Origin of the sequence: Flavobacterium sp. KMS (genome assembly GCF_000813005.1) — a bacterium.
Taxonomy (GTDB): domain Bacteria; phylum Bacteroidota; class Bacteroidia; order Flavobacteriales; family Flavobacteriaceae; genus Flavobacterium.
Genome location: NZ_JSYP01000020.1, coordinates 66,756 through 92,582, shown reverse-complemented (window position 1 = coordinate 92,582; position 25,827 = coordinate 66,756). Strand labels below are relative to the sequence as shown.

Sequence of the window (25,827 nt, the reverse complement as noted above, 5' to 3'; positions counted from 1 at the left end):
TGTTAATTATTAATTAAAAAAGTTACCTCAAGTAACAACGACCTTAAGGTGGTTATTGCGGCGGGGCTCACCTCTTCCCATCCCGAACAGAGTAGTTAAGCCCGCCTGCGCAGATGGTACTGCAGTTATGTGGGAGAGTATGTCGTCGCCTTTCTTTAGAATCCTCATCATTTATTTGATGAGGATTTTTTTTTGTGCGTTACTTTTTTGGATTTTGTGAAAAGGTTGTTTCGCAAAGAGCGCAAAAGAAAATACAAAGGTTCGCAAAGTTTAATCAATAGCTTTGTGGACCTTTGTGTTTTTTCTATTTCATTACTCTGCGGTTAAAATCGGAAGCATTATACAAAAAACGAACGTAAATTATATCTAGATTATGAATCTATTTTATGTTCTTTAGACATAATTGAGCAATTTGAATCAAAGAATCTTTTTTGTTTGTCCTTTTTGGTTAATATGCATCGATATAAGCAAATATTCTTCAGTATTTGTACAATTACATCTGAAAGTATATTAAAGCTTTCTTAAATGAGATAATTTCTTTTAGTTCTAGTATTGTAAGTGGTTTTCTTATCCTTTTTGTTTTTTAGGTTCTTAAAGCTATTTAATGAGATTTTGAGATGCTTTTCTTATTGCTGGAATAAAAGATATCCCTTTTGAGTCTTTTGAAACTTATGTTGCGGCAAAGAATTGCGCAACGATTTTGTATAAAGATGCCATGTGATTTTATATATTAAAAATATCTCTTCCAAAAAAAATAATATCTAAGAATAGCTTAAAAAACTGCAATTTTTCCTGTTTGAATATCGCCTAAGCTTGTAATAATTTTATAGATATAAATTCCTGTGGCAATATTTTTTAGATTAATGTTATTGGTTTTAGAAAGTAACGGGGAAGTAATAGTGTTTTGTCCATTAATATTATATAAATAAAAAATAGCATTTTCTTCTTTTTTGGCTTCAATATTTAATTCTTCATTTTTGCTTAAATGGCTAGGGTGTACAAAAAATAAATCATTGCCTAGATAATTAGTATCAAGAATTAGGGAGCTTACTATATTATTGTTTTTTAAAATTATATTTATTTTATATTTATTACTTCCTTTTAAGGGAGCCATATCTAAAAAAGAGAATGTTTTTGAAGTGATATTATCTATTGTGTTAATAACACCTTCTGAATTATTAATTATTTTTATTATCTCAATTCTTTTGATGTTGTACAAGCTGAAAAGACTGGCATTAATTTTTATTTTATTCTCTTCATAAAATTCTGCTAAAGCTAATTCGAAATAACAATTTGAGTTTTGTACATACTGTAATGTTGACTCACTTTTTATTCCTTCGATATTGTCAAATACAGGAATAACAGTGTGAGTTTTTTCATCTGTATAGGTGTAAGTTGTGTTTGTTGTTTGTTCTTTAAATTCCAAATAATCTCCTGTCAATTGATAAATATTAAATGAAGAAACATCGGCAGGTTTGTCCCAATTAATTTCTGTTGTGCCATCACAAACTAAGCTGGTGCTGATATTTAAATCATAAGATATTGTAAAGCTATCAGAGATATAATCGGTATTATCAATGGTCATTTTCAATTTTGCCTTTGAAAATTTTTGTTCTGCAGGGGCATAGGTAAATTGTTCCGTATTTAGATTTATATCATTTGCGAGAATTTCCCAAGTCTGCCCATTATTATAACTAATAGATAATTGTCCAGGGATATTAGAAAATGAAGAATTCCATTTGAAAGGGGAAATAGTTTTGCCATCATAAGGGAAATTATCATTATTAACTGGGTAATTCCATTCAAATCGATTTTCCAATTCATATTCGTATGCGATGCTGTATTCCTGAGATGTGTTAGATATGTATGAGCCAATAATATTGATAGTATAAGATCCAGATGCGGGATTTTCAATAGTAACTTGCTCTATAGTATTAATTTTATCTTTTCCTCTTACAGCTTGCTGCTGTGGGGAGTCAGGATTAAGAATCCATGGTAAAAAAGTGGTGTTGTTGGCCGACTTAACCTCCATATCTAAATCGTTTACCAAACTTATATTACTGTTGATTGCAGCCGGCAAATCGTTCCAAACTAATGTGATTTTTAAGTTTTTTGTATTTGGAGGGAGGGAAATGGTATGCAAATTTGTTTGTCCGGATGTCAAATTACCTGATATAATTCTATTTTCACTGATTGTTCTTAAACTTTTATCAGCATTGATATTACCATAACCATAGGTAAAATCTGGACCTATGTTCCCTAAATCTTTTGCACTATTAATTAAAATTGCTTTTGTTTGGGAATTAGATAAAGAGATATTATTTATAGTTTTATAATGTTGTTTCATTAATGCAATAATCCCTGTAGCTATTGCTGTAGAATTTGAAGTTCCTTGCGTGCTGTAGGCTACTAACTCAGGTTTTATTCGACCGTCATAAGCTGGTCCTTTTGAAGAAAACGGCATAATTACTTCGTTTTGATCAATACACCCTACTGCGATACTGTTTTTGGATTGCTTGAAATTACCAGTAATAGATTTATAACCTTGAAGTCCGCTATTGCCAGAAGAAAAACAATGAGTCAAATCAGGATTTAAGAATAATTGAGAATCATAAGCATTGGCCAGAGAACCATAAAAATTCTCGATATTGGTACCGTAGGAATGATTTTGAATAGTAACATCTTGTAAATATGCTATTTCATCAGGATAGATATTCAAAAAGTCAGACGATTGTATTTTGGCCTTTTGAGCAACTCCTTTTCCTAGTGCAGAACTATTTCCTAATCCAGAAACTATAGTTGCCATAGCTGTTGCATGGCTCGATACAATAGCCGATTCTGTTTGAGAAGGAATGTGTTTGTTTAGTAGGTCAATATCATTTACATCAAATAAATCATCTTTGATGCCTACAATTTGGTTTTCGCCTGTTATAAGAGGGAAATTAGTATTGGCTTTATTTATAGAATTGATACTAAAATTTTGATCGATTATTTTAGATTCAACTTTTGGTTGAAGGGACTCTTGCGAAATAGAAGATACACTGCTCAAAGTTATAATGTGGTCAATAATTTTTTTTGAATCACTTTTTATGATTATAAGATGGTTATTTAGTATTTCGATCTCAGAAATGTTGATTGTTTTTAAATCTGTAATTAATGCTTTGATACTATCAGTTGCTATTATATATTGCTTGTCTTCGGTGTGATTTGAAAAATTGGATGGTAATTTCCATAAGCTATTTACTGAGCGTGTTTTCTTTAAAGGTTGATTAGATTTTAAATTTTCTACTATACAAAAAGTACTATCCAATTTTTTTACAACTTTGTATTTATTGTGATGTGCATTTTCTAAAGATGTAAAATAGTATTTCTCAAATTTTGTTTCGTTTTCTTTTTCTATGTATTGTTTCCATTTTTCAGAGCTTTGAGAGAGACTGATTGTCGTTATCATAAAAAAGAGAAAAGTAATTTGTGTCTTCATTTACAGTAGATGTTGGGGCAATTTTAAACATTTTTATTAATGAATTTAGATAAATCAAAGATGAAATTTGTACTTAATGATTTCTATCTGAAATGTTTATCCGTTGTAGGTAAATCAAAGTTATTAAATTATTTGAAAAAAAAATATTAGTTTTTATTTCATTCTAAAACTTCAAAATCTATACGAATAATATTCTCTTTTTATAACTCTGTTCGTCTAAATGTAATGTAAAATTGTATAGTATTTTTTTTACACATGTTAATCAAAATAAGATATCTGAATAGTATTATTGTGTGTAACCACTTGATTTGTATTTAATTATTGATTTTACAGGGCTTCTATTAATAATCGGATAATTATTACCAAACAATCCGATTGAAATAATTTAACAAAAAATGTTAAATTTGTTAAATAATTGTTTTATCAGTATTTTAAGATTAAAAATTATATAAATTTGATTATAAATATTACTAATATTTTGTAAAGCCCCTATTTACCAATTTATTATTAACAACCCCAAAAAACCTATTATGAAAAAAATTAAATCAATTTTAGCCTTGTCATTTATAGCGTTAACGCTGTTATCTTGCAACAAAGAAGACGAGACAGATCAATCAAATCAAGGATCTCTTAAAGTAACGCCAGAGGTGTTAAATAAAATTAGATCCCTTTCATTAAATTCCACAGATGTTCAAGTGATTAAAAACACTAAGTTAGATGGTACCACTGAGGATGCGTTTCTTATAGAAGGATGTATTGTAATGTCGGAAGATCAATTAAACAAAATGGATCTTCATGGAGGTATTACCACAGAACAATACCGTACTACTAATTTAGTATCTACTCCAAAAACTATCAAAATTGTTGGATTATCAGGGACTGGTACAACAGCTTTAAGTACAAATATGCGTGCAGGATTGCAAGCAGCAGTAAACAGATATAATAATTTAGGATTGACTATTAAATTTACTCTAACTTTTAGTTCAAGTACTTCAGGTGCAAACATTGTTGTAAGAAGACAAACCGGATCTGCAGGTGGAGTAGCAGGTTTCCCTTCAGGTGGAAATCCTTATAATTCAGTTACATTATATTCTGGGTTAGATACGTATTCAACAGGTGTAAATGCACACGTTGCTGCACACGAAATCGGCCATTGTATTGGTTTACGTCATACAGATTGGTTCAGCCGTCAAAGTTGTGGACAGAATTCAAACGAAGGTACTGCTGGTGTGGGTGCAATTTTGATCCCAGGAACACCTTCAGGATATGATGCAACTTCTTATATGAGAGCATGTTTTAGTTCAAGTGAGACAGGAGCTTTTAATTCTAATGATGTTACAGCTCTGAATTATTTATATTAGAAATTGAATTAGAGTTCTCTTTACAAAATATTAGGAGGCTGTTTCATAACTTGTGAAGCAGCCTCTTTTTTTATTGAATGTCGCTATTCTAATTGCTTTACAATATGAATAGTGCATGATTTTAAAGTGTTGATTCGAAAATTAACTATAGAATAGAATCTAGACAAAGTAAAAATGTTGCTCACTATTTTAAGTTTGAGTCATTTGGTATTTGTATATGGTAAATTAACATATTAAATTCGATAGTAATAAAGGGAGAATTATATGAAAGACTTCTTTGAGCCTCTAATGTATTTATTGTTGCTTAGGTGGTGTTCTTTGTGCATTTAAGGCGTCACGATTCTGCCATAAAAGTTAATATGATAATTCCATCAACATTTTTCAGTTGAATTTATAGTTTAACTTTTTTAAAATGAATGTTGTAATTCGTTTTTTATTTATAATCAAAATTAATTAATTTCTTGATAAATCGAAAAGGATACTAAATACCTAAGTGTTTAATTATTGCTTTGATAAAAATAATTTGATCTATGAAGTTCCAAATTTAGTAGATTTGTATGGTAACTCAACAGAATTAGAATATACGCTTTTAGATTTTTGATCCCGGAAATGTTTTAGAACAAACCCCTGAGCTCAAGAAAACGTATATGTTAACATAGAAACTCATAGTTAGCTTACCTAAAGAGGTTTTGTCTTTTTAACTGCAACAATATAGAATTCGCTTGGGACACAAAGAGCATATCGGATTTTACTGGTTTGATGTAGTAAAACAAACTTAGGAAAAGAGCGATGCCTGATTTGAATGATGTTTTTAAATAATAAGTAGTTAATGATTTATAACAAAGAAAATTTTCCTGAAGTAACTTCTGAACGTAATTTAACTGCTACTATTTTTGTGTATATACTGTTCGGACTTTTGTGTATCGCAATGCTTTGTTTATTTATAGGACTTCCTTTGAGTATTCAGCTGGAGCATAATAGCCGCTTATCTATCGGCGAGATGATCTTCGATCTAATATACTTCTCCATACTTCTTTGGGGTATCTGGGCTCTTTGCAAGAACTACAAGCGTCAAAAACTTAAAAAAATCATCCTCATTTCTGTAGATCAATATGGTATACATCATCACCAATACAATGGCATTATCCAGAGTGTTTTATACAAGGAGCTTGAAAGGAGCAGAGAAGCTTATGTGAGTGATATCGATAGAAAAATTGGAACAAAATATTCTCCGGGATATATTTTCGGTTTTAAAGAAGGCAAACAGATTCCCATTGATTTTTCTAAACCTGAGAATGGAATGACCTATATCCCGAAAAATAAATATCATCTAATTGGACATTTTCTACAGGGCGTTACTTTATTTTCCCCACATATAAAAATTTCTCAGGCCGTCTATGCTGATTATTTTATAAATCCCGCCACTTTTGAATTCAATAAAAAAGCTCAAATAATTACCTATATACTAGTTCTTATTTTCTTAATGATCATCCTGATTGCAATCGATTTGTTTACAAAATATACTAAAGGCTTTTCGATATTGTTTTAAATGACGGAATTTTTATACAAGAAAAAAGAGGAGACTTTAATAGTGTAAAAAAGGTACAAGTCCCAGTTTAAAGTTCTTAAACAGATCAATAATTTATTATAGTAAATGGATTGTTAATAGTAATGTAAGGTAATTTTAAAAGTACCATAACCTCTGTTTTAATATTACATTGTTTTTTTGATATAAAAATTTTTTTATGGAAAACAACAATGATTTAAGCAGAAGAAGGTTTCTTAGAAATTCTTTATTGGCCGCCGGAGGAGTTTTTATCGCTCCACTTATTGAAAGCTGTAGTGACGATGATAAAACCGATAATAGCGGTGCGCCAGACGGAATGAAAAATGAAGGGTTTGAGACAGGAGTAGCCAGTTTTGACCCGACTGAAACAGGAGTGATTATCTGGACAAGATATTCAATAGGTTCAGACGCTGAAATTACCTGGGAGCTAAGTAAGGATGTTGCATTTTCTGAAATAACAAGAAAAGGGCAGGCCGGAGCATCTTCTATAAATGATTTTACAATAGCGGTAGATGTTCAGAATATTTCTTCCAATACAAAATATTATTATAGATTTTATAATGCCAAAACTAAACAGGTAACTGTTATCGGAGAAACGCGTACGCTGCCATCTAAAACAGATCTTGTAAATGATGTAAAAATGGCTGTTGTTTCCTGTTCTAATTTTCCAGCTGGACTTTTTAATGTATATGGAGCGATTGCTTCTTCAGATGCTGATGTAGTGGTACATCTTGGAGATTATATTTACGAATATGCGCCAGGACAGTATGGAACAAATCCTTTTACAAACCCACTGGGTAGAGAACATAAACCCGCCAGGGAGATTATAGGTCTCAGTGATTACAGAGAGCGTTACAGACAATATAGAGGGGATAAAAATCTTCAGTTGCTTCATCAGAAAAAACCTTTTATATGTGTCTGGGATGACCATGAGTTTGCTAATGATACCTATAAAACCGGTGCAGAAAATCATCAGCCTGCCGAAGGGGATTTTCAGATGAGAAAAATGGCAGCTTTTCAAGCCTACAGTGAATATATTCCGCTTAAAACAGGAAAAGATCTTAGAATTTACAGAAGTTTTAATTTCGGTAATATTCTTTCTCTTTATATGATGGATACTAGAGTTATTGCGAGAGATAAGCAGATGAGTTATTCAGATTATATTGATAATGGCGGAAATTTTGATCAGACAAAATTTAAAACAGATCTGTTAAGTACCAGCAGAAGATTAATTGGAAGCGAACAAATGACTTGGCTGGGATCACAGATCAATGTAGATACTGCTAAGTGGAAAGTATTGGGCCAACAGATCTTAATGACAAAAATGATGATTCCTGCAGAGCTGTTGCTGCTTTTGAATCAAGTTTTAGCAGAAGTGGATCATTTTGGAAGTGCACAGCCAGCGACTATGCAGGCTCTTATTAGTGCAATCTCTGAACTTGTTGTTATTAAAATGAGATATAAACAAAGTGATCCTTCTTTAACTGCTCAGGAAATTGCGAGAGTTACGACAACTTTGCCATATAATTTGGATGCCTGGGATGGTTATTTTGTAGAAAGAGAACAATTGTATGCGATGCTTTCTGGAAAAAATGTTGTGGTTTTAGCTGGAGATACTCATAATGCCTGGATGGGTAAACTTACCGATATGCAAGGAAAATTTATAGGAACTGAAATAGCGTGCAGTTCTGTTTCATCGCCAGGATTGGAAGCTTATCTTGGAATTACATCCGACCCTAAAAAGGCGATAGAATTAGCACAGGCATTTACAGTGCTGATAGATGATTTAGAATATGCAAATTTGTATAAACGAGGATACACATATCTTAAATTTACGTCATCTGTTTCTGAAGCTGAATGGCGATTTGTAGATAGTGTAACAAGTGAAACTACGAATACTGTAACAGAAAAAAAATATACCATAGCATAGAAATCTCATTCGATAATGATTGAAGTTTTTTCAGAAGTTTCAAAAATTAAGTGAATTAAATCGGAGCAGGAGTAATCGTGTTCCGATTTTTTTTATTCTATAGCTTTGAATATTTCTAAATTAAGCATTGATAATTGATGTGTTAATAAATGTAAGATGAAAACAACGGAAGAGTTTTGTATGTATGAGTTTCTATCAAAATTTATTGATAATAAATCGTAATGATAGACAGCCTTAACTTTTTGTAGCAAATTAGTGAGCAACTCCATTTTTTTAAGTTATAATAATCCTAATTTTTTAGCTTTCTCGATTAGATCTTTATCACTTCCTTTTCCTTTTAAAAGTTGGTCTTTTATGTTTGCTTTTCTTTTTTCGATAGCACTCATAGAAAGGGGAATATAATCTGGAAGATTAACGGTTTTGACCCCTTGAGAAATTAAGATTAAAATTTGATTGTCATGATTATCCCAATTTATATTTTTTTTGAATAATTTTCTTTGAGACTTTATTATACTATTACTTAGGAATATTTCTCCCTCAATGATTTTTTTACAAATACTTGGGAATGATTCAAAATCAATGTCGCTTTTTGATATGAATCCTTCTGGTTTTATTCCCTTAATAATTTTATCTACAGTTAAGGGTTCGCTATGCATTGTAAGAAGAACTATTTTACAATTTGGAAATTTTTCTCTAATGAGTATTGCCAAATCAATACCACTATCAATATTAAATTCTTTATAAGGAGGAAGACTAATATCTAATAAAGCAAAATCAATATTTACGTTTTGTTTTAGTTGAAAAATTATTTTGTTGTAAGCTTCTTCACAATTATAACTCTTTATAAAAGTGGGTTCATTTTTTTGAAAATCATTACCGGATAACAGGTTTATATAGCTATCAACTGTCATAGGGTGATCATCGACTATCAAAATAGTAAGACTCGTATTCATTTTGTCAAATTTGTATCAAAATTACTCAAATATTACGGATATACCGTACAATTAGAACAAGCTGAAGGTGTTTTTTTGCTTTAAATGATCATTAATTTAAATTAAATTATTATGAAAAGTAAATTAAGTATTGTAGGGCTTGTTTTGATCTTAGGGTTGACTTATTCATGTTCTAATGATGATGTTTATGAAGTTTCAGAAGTTAAAAGCAATAGTTCTCAAATTGTACCAGACGCAAGTTTAAAAACGCAAGTAAATGAAAAAAGAAAGGATTCAATTAATGTGTTTTTTTATATTAAAGAGAATCCTAGTGAAGGAGATCCAAGTAATCCGAAACCATCAAAAAGATAACTTTTGATTCTGTAATTATTTAAAAGGAAGACTATGTGAATTATTGTTAATTACATAGTCTTCTTTATTGCAATAAACTATATTTGAAGTCGTAAATTAATAATTACACTTTGATTATTCCTACGAAAAATATTTGTTTGTTTTTAATGTTTTTTCTTTTTTCCTGTAAAGAAGATACAACGATTTTATTTGACAAAAGTCATATTGATAGTTTATCCGGAATCAAAAAGGAGAAATATCTGGACTCGATAGCTGAGTCATTAAAATCTAAAAATAATGACTCCCTTGTAAGAGATTTATATTTAAAGATTGCCGCTGAATATTACTATATCAATGAACCTAAAAAATCGTTGCATGCTAGTCTAAAATCTTTACAATTATCAAAAGATTCTAATGATAGTGTGAGAATAGCGAAGTCATTGTATTATGTAGGTGATTGCTATGAAAATTCTAAAAAAGATAGCGCTTATTTCTATTATCTGCAGGCTCAAAAAGTATATACAAAAATTCATGACTATGATAATGTTGGCAGAATGTTATTTAATAAAGCCTACGTTTTATTTTATGATGGGAATTATATAGAATGCGAAGCCGAAGTTTCTAAGGCATTACGGTATTTAAAAAAATCTAAAGATTATTCTTTAATCTATGCTTGCAATACTTTGATGGGGAATTGCTTAGAGAAATTAGTTAATTATGATGGGGCATTGCTGTATCACAGGTTAGCATTGGGTGAGTTAGAAAAAATGAAAACCCATAATAATGATAAAGACGAAATAAATAATTTTAATGTAACCTCTACTATTAACATTTGCAATTTATATGATTTAAAAGGTGAATTCTCTGAGTCTATAAAAGCATTACAAGATTTACTTTCTGAAGATTTGAAAAAAAAGTGGCCTAGATTATATGCCAATGTTTTGAGCAATCTGGCTTATTCTAAGATGAAAAGTGGAGAGTATAATAATGTTGAATCCATGTTTTTAGAATCTTTAAGAATTGTTGATTCTATAGGGATTGAATCGGATATTTTGTATAAAAAGATACGTATTGGAGAGTATTTTTTAACTCAAAAAGATACCATAAAAGCAATTCAAAGTTTAAAAGAGGCAAAAAAGTTAGCAATTAAAATTAAGAACTGTAATGAGGTTTTAACGTCATTGCGATTACTCTCTCAATTAGATTTAAAGAATAGTTTGTTTTATGCAAACGAATATATAAAAGTGAGTGATAGCATTAATACTATTCAAAAAAACTCTCATAATAAATATGCCCGAATTGAATACGAAACTTCAAGACTTGAGGACAAAAATAAAGTATTGACCAAGAGTAACTTTTACATTTTAATTGTTTCGTTGATATTAATTTTAGTATTAGTAATAATTATTATAGTGCGATATTTAAGATATAAAAGCAAAGAAGTGCAGTTTTTAAAAAGACAGCAAAAAGCTAATGATGAGGTGTATATGCTATTAATAGAGCAACATAAAAAAATAGATATTGCCAAAGAGAATGAGAAGGCTAAAATAGCCAAAGAATTACATGACGGTGTATTGAACAAAATTTATGGAGTTCGAATGAATTTAGGCTTTTTAAATTCTAAAACGGACGAAGGAATGGTTGAAAAAAGGAAAGAGTATATTTTTGAATTACAAAATATAGAGCATGAGATAAGAACGATATCGCATGACCTAAGCCGAAGTTCTTTTTTTAAAGGAAATGATTTTAATGTGTTGTTGTCAAATTTAATCGAAAATCAGAAAGATATAAGTAGTACCCGATTTAAATATATAAAAGATAAAACTGTTGAATGGGGAGCGATTCAAAATATATACAAGATAAACTTATATCGTATAATTCAAGAGGCTATTTTAAATATTAATAAACATGCAAATGCAAAAAAATGTGAGGTAATGATTCAGAAAACAGACAAGAATCGTTTAAAACTGAGTATTACAGATGATGGAGTAGGTTTTGATATTAAAAATAAAAAAAGTGGTATTGGTTTAAATAATATGAAAGAAAGAACGAATTCATTAAAAGGTAAATTTAAGATTGAATCAAAAATTGGAAACGGGACAAAAATTGAAGTTACGTTTACTCCTTAAGCAAGTAAAAGTCCGTAATTTTTACTCTAAAAGTCCGTAATTTTTAGAGGAATCTAACTGCTATTTTTACGTAAAAATCAATCGTGGGCTGTGCCATTATTAATGTAAATGGACTAAATTATTTTAATAGTCTCACCAATAAAAATCCAATAGCTTATTATATTATTATAAGAGCTATTTATTCTTTTTGTTAAAGAAACGGTTAATGAATTTGAGGGTTATCTACTATTAGGTTATAAAGGACGCAGAGCTTAAAATTGGTTTTTTGAAATGTAGAAGTAAACAAAGGGGAAGTTGACGCCCTATGTATGAGATTAAAGGATTAGCTGTTTTTAGTTGTCTTTACTAATCAATGCGAGTTTATTGCTATAGTAAAAAAAGTAAAAAGCATGAATACGTACTGTCTAAAAAGAGATTACTCTTTAAATATCCCTCAGATGTTATACGGGAGAATGTCTGAGAATTGGCTTTTAAAAGAATTAGGAGACATCCATTGGGAAATGATATCAAAGGGTTTGGGGGCCCCCTCAGATGCTATCTTTGATAGTAATGGAGAGCGTCTTTATGCCAGTTTTGTTAGGATACAATGGAGTTGCCAAAACAATATTGGATTAAAAAGTTTTGTAGAGAACGATCAAACTACAATTGAATCGTGTATAGAACAATATAGAACCAAAATGTTTTTGAGCAATGGGACTGTTAAAAATGTAACAAGAGACAGTACTTTGCAAACTTCAATGATTTCGATTTTTTCGGCTAGAAAGAATGATGATAATCAAAATTTAGTCAAAGGCACACCTATTCAAAAAGAAGATTCTAAAGTACCATTATTACAAATAATACCTAAATACGTTAAAGCCTTCTTTAATGTAAAGAACCATATATCTTCTTTATCCAATGAGGAAGAAACTTCTAATAAGCATTCTTTTTACGACACAGAATTTACAATACTGGCAGAACCATTATTTACCAGAACTTATGAAGTAGAGCCTTATGACGATATTAATGGGGTTGGGCTTTTATATTTTGCATCTTATCCAAACATAAGTGATAAATGTGAGCGTCATTTTTTTGAAGAGCATATTCTTATTGAAAACGAAAAAATAAATTGGGCTATTCATGCTACTTGTATTGCCAGAGATATTCATTATTACGGGAATGCTAATCCTAATGAAAAATTAAGATATCAGCTTGATCAAGCCTTATTAGAGGATGATTTGACTGTACGATTGACTTCGTCATTATACAGGGAAAATGATGGTCAGATTATTGCCAAAATATTTACAGTAAAGAGGTTAAGTCAAAAGGTAACTATATCCAGTAAAATTTCAGACGGAGTACAAAAGGAAAAAGAGATTTTACAGGATAATAAAAGTAACTCTTTTATTAAAAAAGAAGAAATAGAAACTCCTCAAAGATCTCTTGAAGGAATCGCTGATAATAATGCTGGAGTTTCAGCTGAAGAACTTACTAATACAGTCATAGGCTTTTTTAATTCAGTCTATGAAGGTTGTGAAATCGATTTAAATACGGACTTGCGCAAATTAGGTGTAGAATCGATTATTTATACAGAACTATCAGAACATCTTAACCTTGAGTGTGGATTAAAAACAAATCCAAGTCATTTTTTTGGTTTGTATACGGTCAAGGAAATTATAGGGTATTGTTCAGGAAAAGCGGTAAAAGAAGATTTAAAAAGAGAAGAAAAAGATAAAAATTATACTGCGGATATAGCAATAATAAGTACTTGTTGCAGATTACCTCAAGCAGATACACCGCAGTCGTTTTGGGAGAATCTTAAGAATGGTATTTCATCGATAACAATTACACCAGAGGATAGATGGGTTTGGCCTGAAGGGATTGAGGATAAATATGAAGGAATCAATTATGGAGGATATCTAAACGATATAGAAAGTTTTGATTCTTTATTTTTCGAAATTTCACCTAGAGAAGCCCAGTTAATGGATCCTCAACAGCGAATGCTTTTAGAGTTAACCTGGGAGTTGTTTGAAAATGCAAAGCAAAAACCAAGTCAATACAAGAAAAGTAATACAGGAGTATTTATTGGGGTAAGTGGTAGTGACTATGAACGAGTAGTGGCAGAGTATGACTCCATACAGCCGGGAACACCTACAGGCAATGCTATTGCTCTTTTGGCCAATCGTATTTCTTATTTCTATGATTTTGAAGGCCCAAGTATGAGTATTGATACTGCTTGCTCTTCCTCTTTAGTAGCAATAGCCGAAGCTGTAAAAGCATTGAGACAACAAGAATGTGATCAGGCAGTTGTAGGAGGAATTCATTTGATGTGTCATCCAGCAAAAAGTATAGCTTACAGTAATGCAAATATGCTTAGCAAAGATGGAAAATGTCACACGTTTGATATAGAAGCAAATGGGTACGTAAGAGGTGAAGGCGCTGTTGTAATGCTTTTAAAACCGTTGGATAAAGCTCAGAAAGATGGAGATGAAATTTTAGGAATAATAAAAAGTGCAGAAGTTAATCATGGAGGATATTCAGGAGGAGTAACTGTACCTAATCCGTTTCAGCAACAAAAACTGATTACAAATGCCTATAAGAATGCCAATATTCCAATAGAAACAGTTAGCTATATCGAAGCCCATGGAACAGGAACGACACTGGGAGATCCTATAGAAGTTAAAGCTCTTAGAGATGCATTTGAACACATACAAAAAGATAAATCATTAACAAATTGGTGCAGCTTAGGATCGGTAAAAACGAATATCGGACATCTGGAAGCTGCATCTGGAGTTGCCGGATTATTAAAAGTAGTGTTAGCTATGCAAAACAAATATTTGCCTGCATCACTAAATTTCCAAATATTAAATCCACATATAGAATTAGAGAACAGTCCCTTTATAATTCAAAAGGAGGGGCAAGTATGGAAATCACCCACTAATGAGCCACTTAGAGCAGGTATTAGTAGTTTTGGGATAGGAGGGACCAATGCTCACGTGGTAGTTGAAGCATATAATAAAAATCTGATGCCAGATGAGGAAGAAAGCATCGAACTACCTGCGTACGTATTTGTATTATCAGCTTTAAACCAAGAAAGCCTGGAAAGATATGCTCAAAAAATATATAACTGGATACAAAAGCAAGAAACAATCCGATTAGCATCTTTGGCATATACATTACAAACAGCCAAAGAAGAATTTGCGGAGCGATTAGCCTTTACCTACAAAGATCATAAAGACTTGCTAGTTAAATTGGAAAGCTTTCTTTCGAAAGAAAATAAAACATCAGCATTATACTATACAGAAAATATAAAACAATGCAAAGAGGTTCATAAAGAAGAGTCTATATCAAAGCAATATATAGTAGAACAAAACTTTGATGCATTAGCAATTTTTTGGACTAAAGGGGGAAATGTAAACTGGGAGCAATTATATGGCAAGGTTCAAATGTATAAAATAGCCTTACCAACTTACCAGTTCACTAAAAAAAGATTTTGGATAGGCAAAGAGATTCAAAGGAAAGAAAATCCAACCGCTCCAATTATAAACTCTAAAGATTTTTCAAATCAAGCTGTTATAACTCCGCAAGAGCGAGTGGTCACTTTTATGGAATCAAAGAAAATTTTTACCGAAAATAAAATTAGGCTAGTTCCTGTAAATCAGGTACAAGCTATTGAGAGTGAAGTTGTAGTAGTACCTTCTTATCAAGAGGAAAAGTTAGAAGATATAGAGTCATTATTATCTCAGATACTAGCAGACTTATTATATCTGGATCTGGAAGAAATTAATGTAGACCAGACATTTGTTGAGTTAGGTTTAGATTCTATTCTAGGAGTTGAGTTTACAAAAAACATAAATAAAGCTTTAGGTATTTCATTAAATACTGCAAAATTGTATAGCTATCCTTCGGTAAAAGAGTTGGCAAGTGCACTTAAGCCTGTAGGCGAAACATCTATTCATAATAAAAAAGAGGGCTCTCCTAAGATCAAGCTACAACCCATTGAAACTTTTAGGGATAATAAAAATATCGTTGAAAAAGTAAAGGAAATAAAATCGAATGAAAGTTTAAACGAGGATTATGAAAAAACGTTAAAAGAACTTTTATGTGATTTATTATATGTGACAACAGAAGAATTAGAACCTGAGCAAACTTTTGTAGCATTGGGACTAGATTCTATTTTAGGAGTTGAATTCACGAAAAAAATCAGGAAACAATGGAATATTGATTTTGCTACAGCACAGTTGTATAATCATCCTACCCTAAAAGAATTAGCGACTTACTTACAGACATTAGACAACACAAATTCTGTTTTTATCGCCTCTGATAACAAAATATCATTATCGGGTATAGAAATCGATAAAATTAACACAGTAAAGGATTATCACACAAACCAACATCCTAATATTCAAAAGGAGTTGGTAACATTGCTAACCGATTTATTGTATTTGGAAGAAGGGGAAGTAGACGACACACAAACTTTTGTAGCATTAGGATTAGATTCTATTTTAGGTGTAGAGTTGGTGAAGAAAATCAATAATAAATGGAAGCTTTCAATACCTACATCGCAAATTTATAGTTATCCTACGGTATCAGAATTAAGTAACTATATATCGTTAAGCCTTGGATTAGCAGGAACCAGTGAAACAAAAATGACTTTTGTAGAAAGCTCTGAGCAGGAAGTTATATATGTTTTTAATGAAGGAGAACTAAAAAATGTTCTGGCAGCGCTTTTATATCTGGAGAAAGAAGAAATTTCATCTACAGATACTTTTGCATCATTAGGATTAGATTCTATTTTGGGTGTAGAATTCGTTAAGAAAATAAACAAAGAGTTTGGTATACAATGCGCAACATCTTTACTCTATAATTATCCAACCTTGTCTGAGTTGTATGTGTATTTGATTTCGAATTATACAATTAAAAACAGTAAACAAGAAGAAAAGCATATTATTAATTCTTTTTTTAAACCAATTAGAATCATTGGCACTATAGAAAAGGATGGAGAATCTACTATTGAATATCACTTAAACATAGCAAATACACCTTGTTTAAGAGATCATAAAGTGTTTAATGAATACATTTTACCAACGGATGCTTATATTGAAATGCTATATACTTTTTTTAGCGAGCAACTTGGTAAAAAAAGTTTAACGCTAAAACAATTTCGAATCTCCGAAGCTTTAATTGCTCAAAAAGAGGAGACGGTTCCCGTCTTGCTCAATTTGAAAAGAGTTAATGAAGGAACTATTCGATTTATAATTAGTAATAAAGAAACACAAAAAGTTTATGTTAGGGGGACTATTGTCGAAGAAATTGCTTTAATCGATGATTTGATTTATAGACCTACTGCATCAGGAATTCAGTTAGACTTAGAGAAACTAACCAATTGGACTAAAGATATTTTATCGGATAGTTATTTTCAGGTAAGAAAATCTCTAGAGGTTAAAGAGGAATTTGCCAAAGGCATTCTAGCAGTTACCAGACCACAAAATCAGGCTATTAGTTATGTGTCTCAATGGCTAGATGGAGCATTACTATTTGCAATACAGTATGCAGCAATACAACAACGTCAGGGAAAAATAGATGGGATTATGTATTTGCCTTACCGCGTAGAAGCCATAAATATACATGCGTCTGCACAACCCGACGTAAACTATGATTGTCATATGATTTGTCACGAAGCTGATGAGGATAAATTACTTTTTTCGATAGAAATAACTTCAGATCAGGGTAAATTAATTTCAATTCAGAACTTAGAACTTAGAAAAATTGATCAGAAACAATTATTAGTACCACAAGAGAGAAAAGTAAGTACTAATGTACAGCGAGAGGATATAGTAAATTCCAGAATACCTGCACAATCTGATGTGGCTATAATTGGAATGTCGTGTCGTTTTCCCGGAGCAGAAAATATAATAGAGTTTTGGGATAACTTAAAACAAGGGGTCGATTCTATTACAGAAATTGATGCAGAAGAATGGCAAGATATCGATTGGTACAATAATGATCCTAAACAACAAAAAAAATCCTATAGTAAATGGGGTGGTTTTATAAAAGACAAAGATAAATTTGATCCTTTGTTTTTTGGAATATCTCCTCGGGAAGCTGAATTAATGGATCCTCAACAGCGTTTGTTTTTACAAGAATGTTGGCGAACTATAGAGGATGCAGGCTACACATCAAAATCAATCGACAAACAAAATGTAGGTGTTTTTGTAGGGGCAAGTTCAGGAGATTATCAGCATCTATTGGCTCAGAATCAAGCTGCCAAAGATGGTTTTGCTTTTATGGGGAATTCTCAGGCTATATTGGCAGGAAGAATTGCTTTTTTATTAAATCTAAAAGGACCAGCTCTTACTCTAGATACAGCATGTTCCTCATCTTTAGTAGCTATTGACAGAGCATATCAAAGCATTGTTTCGGGCGAAACAGATATGGCTCTTGCGGGTGGTGTTAAATTAATGTGTACACCATTATTGCATATTTGGACCAGTCAGGTAGGAATGGCTTCGAAAGATGGTAAATGCAAAACTTTTGATAATAAAGGAGATGGAATTGTTTCTTCTGAAGGGGTTGGAGTACTATTCTTAAAGAGATTAGATGCAGCTATAAAAGATGGAGACCAGATACATGCTATCATTAAAGGTAGTGGTATCAATCAAGATGGTAAAACCAATGGAATTACGGCACCTAATGGGGTTGCACAATCTTTACTTCAGCAACGTATTTATGACCAATATAATATAGATCCTGCAACCATAAAATATGTAGAGACTCACGGTACAGGAACTAAACTAGGAGATCCTATAGAAATTGAGGCTCTAAAAACGAGTTTCGGGACAAAACAGGAATTAGATAATAGCTGTGCACTAGGATCAGTAAAAACCAATATAGGTCATGCTGCCGAAGCTGCAGGAGTTTCGGGAGTCATTAAAACAATACTTATGCTTAAGAATAAGTTCCTTGTACCTAGCTTACATTTTGAGCAACTCAATGATGAGATATCTTTAGAGAAAACTCCATTTTATATTAATACTACTCTTAAACTCTGGGAACTCAATATAAAACATCCTAGGCGGGCAGTTGTAAGTGCTTTTGGCTTTAGCGGAACCAATGCCCATTTAGTATTAGAAGAATATCCAGAATCAAAATCAGATAAAATACCAGATGATGGTACTGAACAATTGATACTACTTTCTGCCAAAACAGAATATAGTCTTAAAGCTCAGGTGTTACAAATGGTGGATTACCTTAAAGAGTCTAAAGAATCTTTAAAAGCAATTGCTTATACACTACAATTGGGCCGAGATGTTATGCAAGAGCGATTAGCTATTATAGGCAACTCTAAAGAAGAAATTATAAATCATCTGTCTCAATTTCTTAATGAATCAAATCATGAAGTATTAAGAGGAACAGTTGATAAACGAAAAAAGACTACAGTATCTATAACTCAAGAAGAAATGGATGCTGCTATCTTAAAAAAGGACTACAGAACGCTTGCCAGGATATGGATTTTGGGTACAAACGTAGACTGGGCACTTGTATATGGTAATGAGCAAATAAGAAAAGTTCAATTACCAACCTATGCTTTTGAAAAAGAAAGGTACTGGACAGAACCTGTAAATTCAGGTATAACAAATGAATCTGCTGTAAAAATTGTTCAAAATCAATTACATCCATTAGTACATCGCAATGTTTCTACATCGGATGGACATTTATATATAAGCGAGTATTCGGGACAAGAAACAGTTTATAAAGATCATGTAGTTAATGGTAACAAAGTTTTGGCAGGGGTGGCTTATATAGAGCAAGCAAGTATTGCCTTAGAACAAGCAACTGGTCAAAGAATATGGGGACTAAAAGATATTTTTTGGCAACAACCTCTACTAGTAAATGCTAAAAAAGAAGTGTTTACCAGAATAATTTCTGACTCAAAAAACAATAGTTATGAGATTTATACCAAAGAAAATGGAAGTGATTTAATTCATGGTAAAGGATTAGCTATTTTACAAGAGCCACAGAAACCAGAAAAAATAGATGTAAGAAGGTTATTGAGTTTAACTCATAAAAATACTTCGAAAGAAGCATTCTATGCTTTTCTTAAAACAAAAGGTTTTGATTTAGGTGAAAGTTTTAGAGGAGTACAAGAACAGTATTCAACTCCTGAATTTTCTATTTCGAGAATTCAGCTGCCTTTACAATCAGGTTATAAGATGCAACCAGGTGCACTGGATAGTGCTTTACAAAATGCATTAGGCTGGATTATGATGGAAGGGGTATTGGATCAGGCACTTCCGTTTAGTATGAAAACTTGCTATCGATTTGTAGATCAATTACCAGAAACATTTTGGTCGTATGCCCGCAAAAGCAAATCAAATCAAGCAGCTCATAAAGTTCAGGAATATGATATAGATATTTTGGATGAGCAAGGGAATGTCTTAGTACAATTTCTGCAATGTGTATTTCTTCCTATAAAAGAAAAAAGAGAAAAAGAGTCTGCTAATGCTTTAGATATTCAAGAGATTGCATGGCAAAAAACACCTTACATCAAGAATCATGATTTAGTTTATGATCATACAATTGTGTACGTGATTGGGGGCAATCCTATTTTGGCAGATGCAATCCGAAATTCTTATGAAGCAGAGATTCAATCTATAACCATTGAAAATGAGATTTCGACTTATATTCAAATTTTTGAAGATTTGAAACAAAGACTTCATTCTAAAATAAGAACGCAAGTAATTGTATTAGGATCAAATGAAGAATACGAACAGTATGGTTTCCTTTCGGGAATGCTGAAAACACTAACATTAGAACATCCAAATTTTGAAGGGAAAGTAATTGCTATTAAAGATTTTTCGACTCATAATAGTCATGAGATACTCGAAATATTAAATAAAGAACAATTTAATAAAGCGGTTGAGGTAAAATATACATCTCTTGAAAGGTTAGAGAAAAGCAATAGACAATTTACTATTCATGAACAGCAATATAGCGCTATTAAAACAGCAGGAGTATATGTATTGGTAGGAGGAACTGGAGAAATAGGTCGTACTGTTTGTGATTATATTCTGGAAACTCCAAATACTAAAGTGATTCTTTTAGGAAGAAGTGAGCAGCCTGAAAAAAGATTACCCGAAGGGGCTTATTATTATCAATGTGATAGTACAGATGCGTATGCTGTAGCTACAGTTTTTAAAGAAATTAGGAAACAGTTTACAGGAATCAATGGTGTTATTTATCTGGCAGGTATAACCGCAGATAGTTATGCAAAAAACAAAACGATACCAGATGTTACAAAAGTCTTAAAAGTAAAGATAGAAGGTATTAAGAATATCGATAAAGAAACACAGTACGATTCTTTAGACTTTATGGTATTCTTTTCTTCTATAGCTGCTATTTATGGAAATATAGGACAGATGGATTACGCTGCCGCTAATGCTTTTCTTGATGATTATGCAAGATATAGAGAAACGCAACGTAGTAAAGGAAATCGTTATGGAATTACTAAAAGTATCAATTGGCCTTTGTGGAAAAACGGAGGAATGCAGATTAGTGCAGATACTGAAACATTTTTGCAAAAAAAATGGGGAATGCAACCTATGCCTAATGAAGAAGGTATAAGAGCATTGAAACAAATTTTGAGTTCAGACTTTGTTCAGGCTTCAGTTATATATAAAGTTTCATCAGAAAAGGTGCCAACAAAAATTGAAGATGCCACGAATTCTAATAGAATTTCGACAAAAACGCTGCTGGAAAAATTAACTCAACTAGCAGCTACATTGGTTAAAATGAATCCAGAGAAAATAATTTCGCATATAGAACTGGGAGATTATGGATTTGATTCGATTTTATATACACAGTTTTGTAATGAAATTAATGGGTTTTATGGATTAGATATAACACCAACATTGTTTTTTAATTATCCTACTCTAGATGAATTAGCCACACATTTAAAGGCGAATTATACCTTTTCGACAGAGGATGAACCATACAATCAGGAAAAGGAAAACATAGAAACTTTTGGAAATCAGGAAGAAGAGAAAAAAGTAGATTTTGATGCCTATTCGAATAAAGCTCCAAAAAGAAAAGAAGTTGTTATAGTGGGAATGAGCGGACGTTTTCCTGGGGCGGCAAATGTGAATGAACTATGGGAGCGTTTAAAAAATAAAGAAGATTTAATTACAGAGGTTCCTGAGAGTCGATGGGATTGGAGAACGTATTATGGAGACCCACAGCAAAAAGAGAATACAACTTTATGTAAATGGGGAGGTTTTCTGGACAAAATAGGGGAGTTTGATCCTTTATTTTTTAATATTTCGCCTGTTGAAGCCGAACTGATGGATCCTCAGCAACGCTTAGTATTGCAGGAAGTGTATCATGCTTTAGAAGATGCAGCAATTTCAATCGATACGATAAAAGGGACTGATACTGGTGTTTTTATAGGAGTTTCAAGTTCTGATTATTCGACTTTACTAAAAGAGCAAACCAATCAAATAGGTATGGCTCAATTTGCGACAGGTTCTGCCCATTCTGTTTTAGTAAACAGAATATCCTATATTTTCGATTTACATGGACCAAGTGAGCCTATCGATACAGCATGTTCCAGTTCTCTAATTGCCATTCATAGAGCAGCAGAACATATAAGAAATGGTCATGGTACAATAGCAATTGCAGGAGGTGTAAACGCCATATTATCGCCTGAGCTAACATTATCTTTTAGTCAGGCAGGAATGCTAAGCAAAGATGGACGTTGCAAAACGTTTGATCAGGGGGCAAATGGTTATGTAAGAGGAGAAGGTGTTGGAATTTTAATATTAAAAGATTTAGACCAAGCCATTGAAGATAAAAATCCTATTTACGGAATTTTAAAAGGAAGTGCAGAAAATCATGGAGGGAAAGCCAATACTTTAACCTCTCCTAATCCTAAAGCCCAACAAAAGCTATTAATAAAAGCCTATCAACTGGCAGAGGTAGACCCCGGATTAGTTAGTTACATTGAAGCTCATGGAACTGGAACGCCATTGGGAGATCCTATTGAAACTGAAGGTTTAAAATTAGCTTTTGAAGCGTTATATAAAGACTCTGAATCTATTTATGGACAAGAGGCTCATTGTGCTATTGGCAGTATTAAAACAAACATAGGACATCTGGAAGCTGCAGCGGGAGTAGCAGGAGCAATCAAGGTTTTGATGGCGATGAAAAACAATACAATCCCAGGTAATCCATTGTTGCAGCAACCTAATCATTATTTAAAATTAGAGAATACTCCTTTTTATCTGCAAAAAGAAACAACAGATTGGAAGGTAACAAAGGGAAAACATAAAATTGCAGGAGTAAGTAGTTTTGGTTTTGGAGGGGCAAATGCGCATATAGTTATTGAAGAATATATAGCAAATGAGAAACCAAATTATTCATTAAAAGGAATTCCTGTTTTTGCAATATCGGCCAGAGATATGGATGATCTAAATCGTTTGGCAAAAACGATAAGGGAGTATTTATTGACTAATAATACAGCTTTTCAGGATGTATTGTATACGCTACAGTCAGGAAGAGAAGTAATGGAATGTCGATTGGCATTTGTTGTAAATGACCAAAAGGAATGTATTAATCGATTAAATGAATTTATTACGTTTGATCACGGGTTAAACGATATGTACATTGGTACTAATGAAGATAGTATTACTGATACAGATAAAGAAGAATTTCAGAATATTACGAACGAATCTTTTACTGACAAAGATGTAAATACAATTGCCAGATTATGGAGTTTGGGTGTAGCAATTGATTGGAAAGTTTTATACGGAAATAAAACACCCCAAAAAGTTCATTTGCCTACATACCCATTTAAGCAAGATCACTATTGGTTTGTTCCAACAAAAAATGAAAAAGAAACCATAGCAAAGCTTTTTAGAAAAGTTCATCCTTTAGTACAAACAACTATAAACGATACTACTTACGAAAGTGTTTTTTCTGGAAGAGAATCCATTTTTGCTTCACACAAAGTAAATGGAATAAATGTTTTACCGGGAGCTGCTCAAATTGAATGGATTCGCGAAGTAGGAAATCGTTATAAGGAAAAGTCTGTGACTAGAATTACCGATGTAGTTTTTAGAGAAGCTATTCAGGAAAATTACAATGAACAAGTTGAAGTTGTTGTAGCATTAGAAGAAACTGAAAATGGATTGAGCTATAGTTTTAAAAAGAAATCAGATGCAACATCAATTTACAGTAATGGTACAATTCAGTACGATTTATTACCAGCAATAAAAACAGTCGTTATAGATAATATAGCCTTGCGATTACCTAATAGTTTAAGCAAGGAGGATTACTATAAATTGCTGAATGATAAGGGAATTACTTATGGAAAACATTTTCAGGGTATTCAGGAAATTATGTATTCAGATAACGAAGTTTTAGCACAAATTTATTTAACAGAAACGGAAGATAAATATATGCTCTCTCCATTTTTATTGGATAGTGCAGTACAAACTGTGATGGGGTTGAGTTTTGGATTTGATAAAAAGAACCCTACCAAACTTCCTTTTCGTATTAAAGAGGTGAAAATTTATAAAGAATTGCCACAACAATTTTGGTCGTATGCTAAAAAAATAGCTCCTGCAAAAGGAGAAGTTCTTCCTACATACAACGTAGATTTAATAGATGGAGATGGCGAAATTTTAGTTCAATTTGAAGGATTTGTTGCTTTAAATATAAAGTCAGAACCTATTGCAGAAGAACTGTCTTATTCGATAGAAGATTTGATGTATGTTTCTGAATGGAAAAGAGAAAGACTAACTAAACAGGAAGAGACTCATAACGGAAACGCCTTAATTATTTCTTATCAAAATGAAGGAAGTAAGATGGTAAATCAATTAAGTGCTTATTTAATTGATAAAGATGTAACTATTTTTAATTCGGATGATTCGTCTGCGTTACCAGAAGGAATTACTGATGTGTATATTGTGCATGATGCGCCAGTAGAAGAGGCTCTTTTGGTATCAGAAACATTCTGGGAAAGAAATGAATTGGCGGTTTTTAAACTGCTCAAAAAACTATTATCCTCATCCTACATACATAAAGGTTTAAACATTACCGTTTTATCAGATCGTACGCAAAAAGTAGTAATTAATGATAAAGTACAGTGTCATGGTAGTGGGATTTTAGGACTGTTGAGTTCATTGGCAAAAGAACAAAGCAATTGGAATGTTCGTATTATCGATGTGGATGCATCAAATGAAATAACAGATCAGGATATCAGGCGATTGCTAACAATACCATTTGATTCTAATGGAGAAATAATAGCGTATCGCAATCAAAATACTTATATAAGAAATCTATATCCGCTAGAAACACAAACCATTACCACCAAATTTAAAAAAGGAGGGGTATATGTAATATTAGGAGGAGCAGGTGGTATCGGGAAAGTTACCACAGCCTATCTGGTTAAAAAATACCAAGCTCAAATATTTTGGTTAGGACGTAGTGCAGAAAATGAAAGCATTCTGGATGCGCAAGAAGAAATAGCACAGTGGGGACCTAAACCAGCATATATCCAATGCAATGCAATTTTAGAGAATGAAGTAAAAGCAGCCTATCATAAAATTAAACAAACGTATCAAAATATTAATGGTGTATTTCACTCTGCATTGGTACTTAGGGATAGCTTAATGCATCAAATGAACGAAAAAACTTTTGTTGAAGTTTTTGAATCCAAAGCTACAGCAAGTCACTACCTGATAGATGTATTTGCCAAAGAGCCTTTGGATTTTATATGCTTTTATTCCTCTATGCAATCTCAGGTAAATGCTTTGGGACAAGCAAATTATGCCGCTGCTTGTATGTATAAAGATAGTTTTGCCTATACAGTTCAACAAAAATACAATATCCCGGTACAGATTATTAACTGGGGGTATTGGGGATCAGTCGGGGTAGTCGCTTCTGATGAATACAGGAATAAGATGGAATTATTAGGTATTGGGAGTATAGAGGCAGATGAAGGAATGGCAATTTTAGAAGAAGTAATTGCACAAGAACACCAACAAGTTATTGCTGCAAAATTCATATAAAAGCCTAAGGTAACACTAATTGAAATAA

8 protein-coding genes and 1 rRNA gene are annotated in these 25,827 nt (G+C 32.2%); 7 read left to right on the top strand and 2 right to left on the bottom strand.

All coding sequences use genetic code 11. From position 1 onward, the window contains the following. The first annotated feature begins 44 nt into the window (after positions 1–44). A 5S ribosomal RNA gene (gene rrf, locus OA93_RS18630) occupies positions 45–154 on the top strand. A gap of 618 nt (positions 155–772) precedes the next feature. On the opposite strand, the gene OA93_RS18625 is transcribed toward rrf, so the two are convergent. Next, entirely contained in the window at positions 773–3,481 is a 2,709-nt protein-coding gene (locus OA93_RS18625) for a S8 family serine peptidase (protein ID WP_039115242.1), read from the bottom strand. Positions 3,482–4,011: 530 nt separating this feature from the next. Here OA93_RS18625 and OA93_RS18620 point away from each other — a divergent pair. The 3 genes from OA93_RS18620 to OA93_RS18610 all read left to right on the top strand — a co-directional run bounded on the left by OA93_RS18620 (position 4,012) and on the right by OA93_RS18610 (position 8,339). Beyond that, complete coding sequence (locus tag OA93_RS18620; RefSeq protein ID WP_039115240.1) at positions 4,012–4,842, top strand: M57 family metalloprotease; 831 nt, start codon at positions 4,012–4,014, stop codon at positions 4,840–4,842. A gap of 829 nt (positions 4,843–5,671) precedes the next feature. Continuing rightward, positions 5,672–6,391, top strand: a complete 720-nt coding sequence (locus OA93_RS18615; RefSeq protein ID WP_039115238.1) for a hypothetical protein — start codon at positions 5,672–5,674, stop codon at positions 6,389–6,391. A 196-nt stretch (positions 6,392–6,587) separates the two neighbouring features. Continuing rightward, positions 6,588–8,339 (top strand): alkaline phosphatase D family protein, encoded by a 1,752-nt coding sequence (locus tag OA93_RS18610; protein WP_039115236.1) that lies wholly within the window; start codon positions 6,588–6,590, stop codon positions 8,337–8,339. 278 nt (positions 8,340–8,617) lie between these two features. Here OA93_RS18610 and OA93_RS18605 read toward each other — a convergent pair whose 3' ends face one another. After that, on the bottom strand, positions 8,618–9,292 hold the full coding sequence (locus OA93_RS18605) for a response regulator (protein WP_039115234.1): 675 nt from the start codon (positions 9,290–9,292) through the stop codon (positions 8,618–8,620). Between the two features lie 111 nt (positions 9,293–9,403). On the opposite strand from OA93_RS18605, the gene OA93_RS18600 reads away from it, so the two are divergent. From OA93_RS18600 to OA93_RS24835, 3 genes are all read left to right on the top strand, one after another. Continuing rightward, positions 9,404–9,643 (top strand): hypothetical protein, encoded by a 240-nt coding sequence (locus OA93_RS18600; RefSeq protein WP_039115233.1) that lies wholly within the window; start codon positions 9,404–9,406, stop codon positions 9,641–9,643. A gap of 146 nt (positions 9,644–9,789) precedes the next feature. After that, positions 9,790–11,751 carry an ATP-binding protein gene (locus OA93_RS18595; RefSeq protein ID WP_039115231.1) on the top strand — a complete coding sequence of 654 codons (1,962 nt, stop codon included), beginning with the start codon at positions 9,790–9,792 and terminating at the stop codon, positions 11,749–11,751. 389 nt (positions 11,752–12,140) lie between these two features. Next, complete coding sequence (locus tag OA93_RS24835) at positions 12,141–25,799, top strand: SDR family NAD(P)-dependent oxidoreductase (RefSeq protein ID WP_117615854.1); 13,659 nt, start codon at positions 12,141–12,143, stop codon at positions 25,797–25,799. Positions 25,800–25,827 lie beyond the last annotated feature (28 nt).

Excerpts from the sequence above, each read along its gene's own strand:
- OA93_RS18625 (WP_039115242.1), bottom strand. The coding sequence starts at position 3,481 with ATGAAGACACAAATTACTTTTCTCTTTTTTATGATAACGACAATCAGT.
- OA93_RS18620 (WP_039115240.1), top strand. The coding sequence starts at position 4,012 with ATGAAAAAAATTAAATCAATTTTAGCCTTGTCATTTATAGCGTTAACG.
- OA93_RS18615 (WP_039115238.1), top strand. The coding sequence starts at position 5,672 with ATGATTTATAACAAAGAAAATTTTCCTGAAGTAACTTCTGAACGTAAT.
- OA93_RS18610 (WP_039115236.1), top strand. The coding sequence starts at position 6,588 with ATGGAAAACAACAATGATTTAAGCAGAAGAAGGTTTCTTAGAAATTCT.
- OA93_RS18605 (WP_039115234.1), bottom strand. The coding sequence starts at position 9,292 with ATGAATACGAGTCTTACTATTTTGATAGTCGATGATCACCCTATGACA.
- OA93_RS18600 (WP_039115233.1), top strand. The coding sequence starts at position 9,404 with ATGAAAAGTAAATTAAGTATTGTAGGGCTTGTTTTGATCTTAGGGTTG.
- OA93_RS18595 (WP_039115231.1), top strand. The coding sequence starts at position 9,790 with ATGTTTTTTCTTTTTTCCTGTAAAGAAGATACAACGATTTTATTTGAC.
- OA93_RS24835 (WP_117615854.1), top strand. The coding sequence starts at position 12,141 with ATGAATACGTACTGTCTAAAAAGAGATTACTCTTTAAATATCCCTCAG.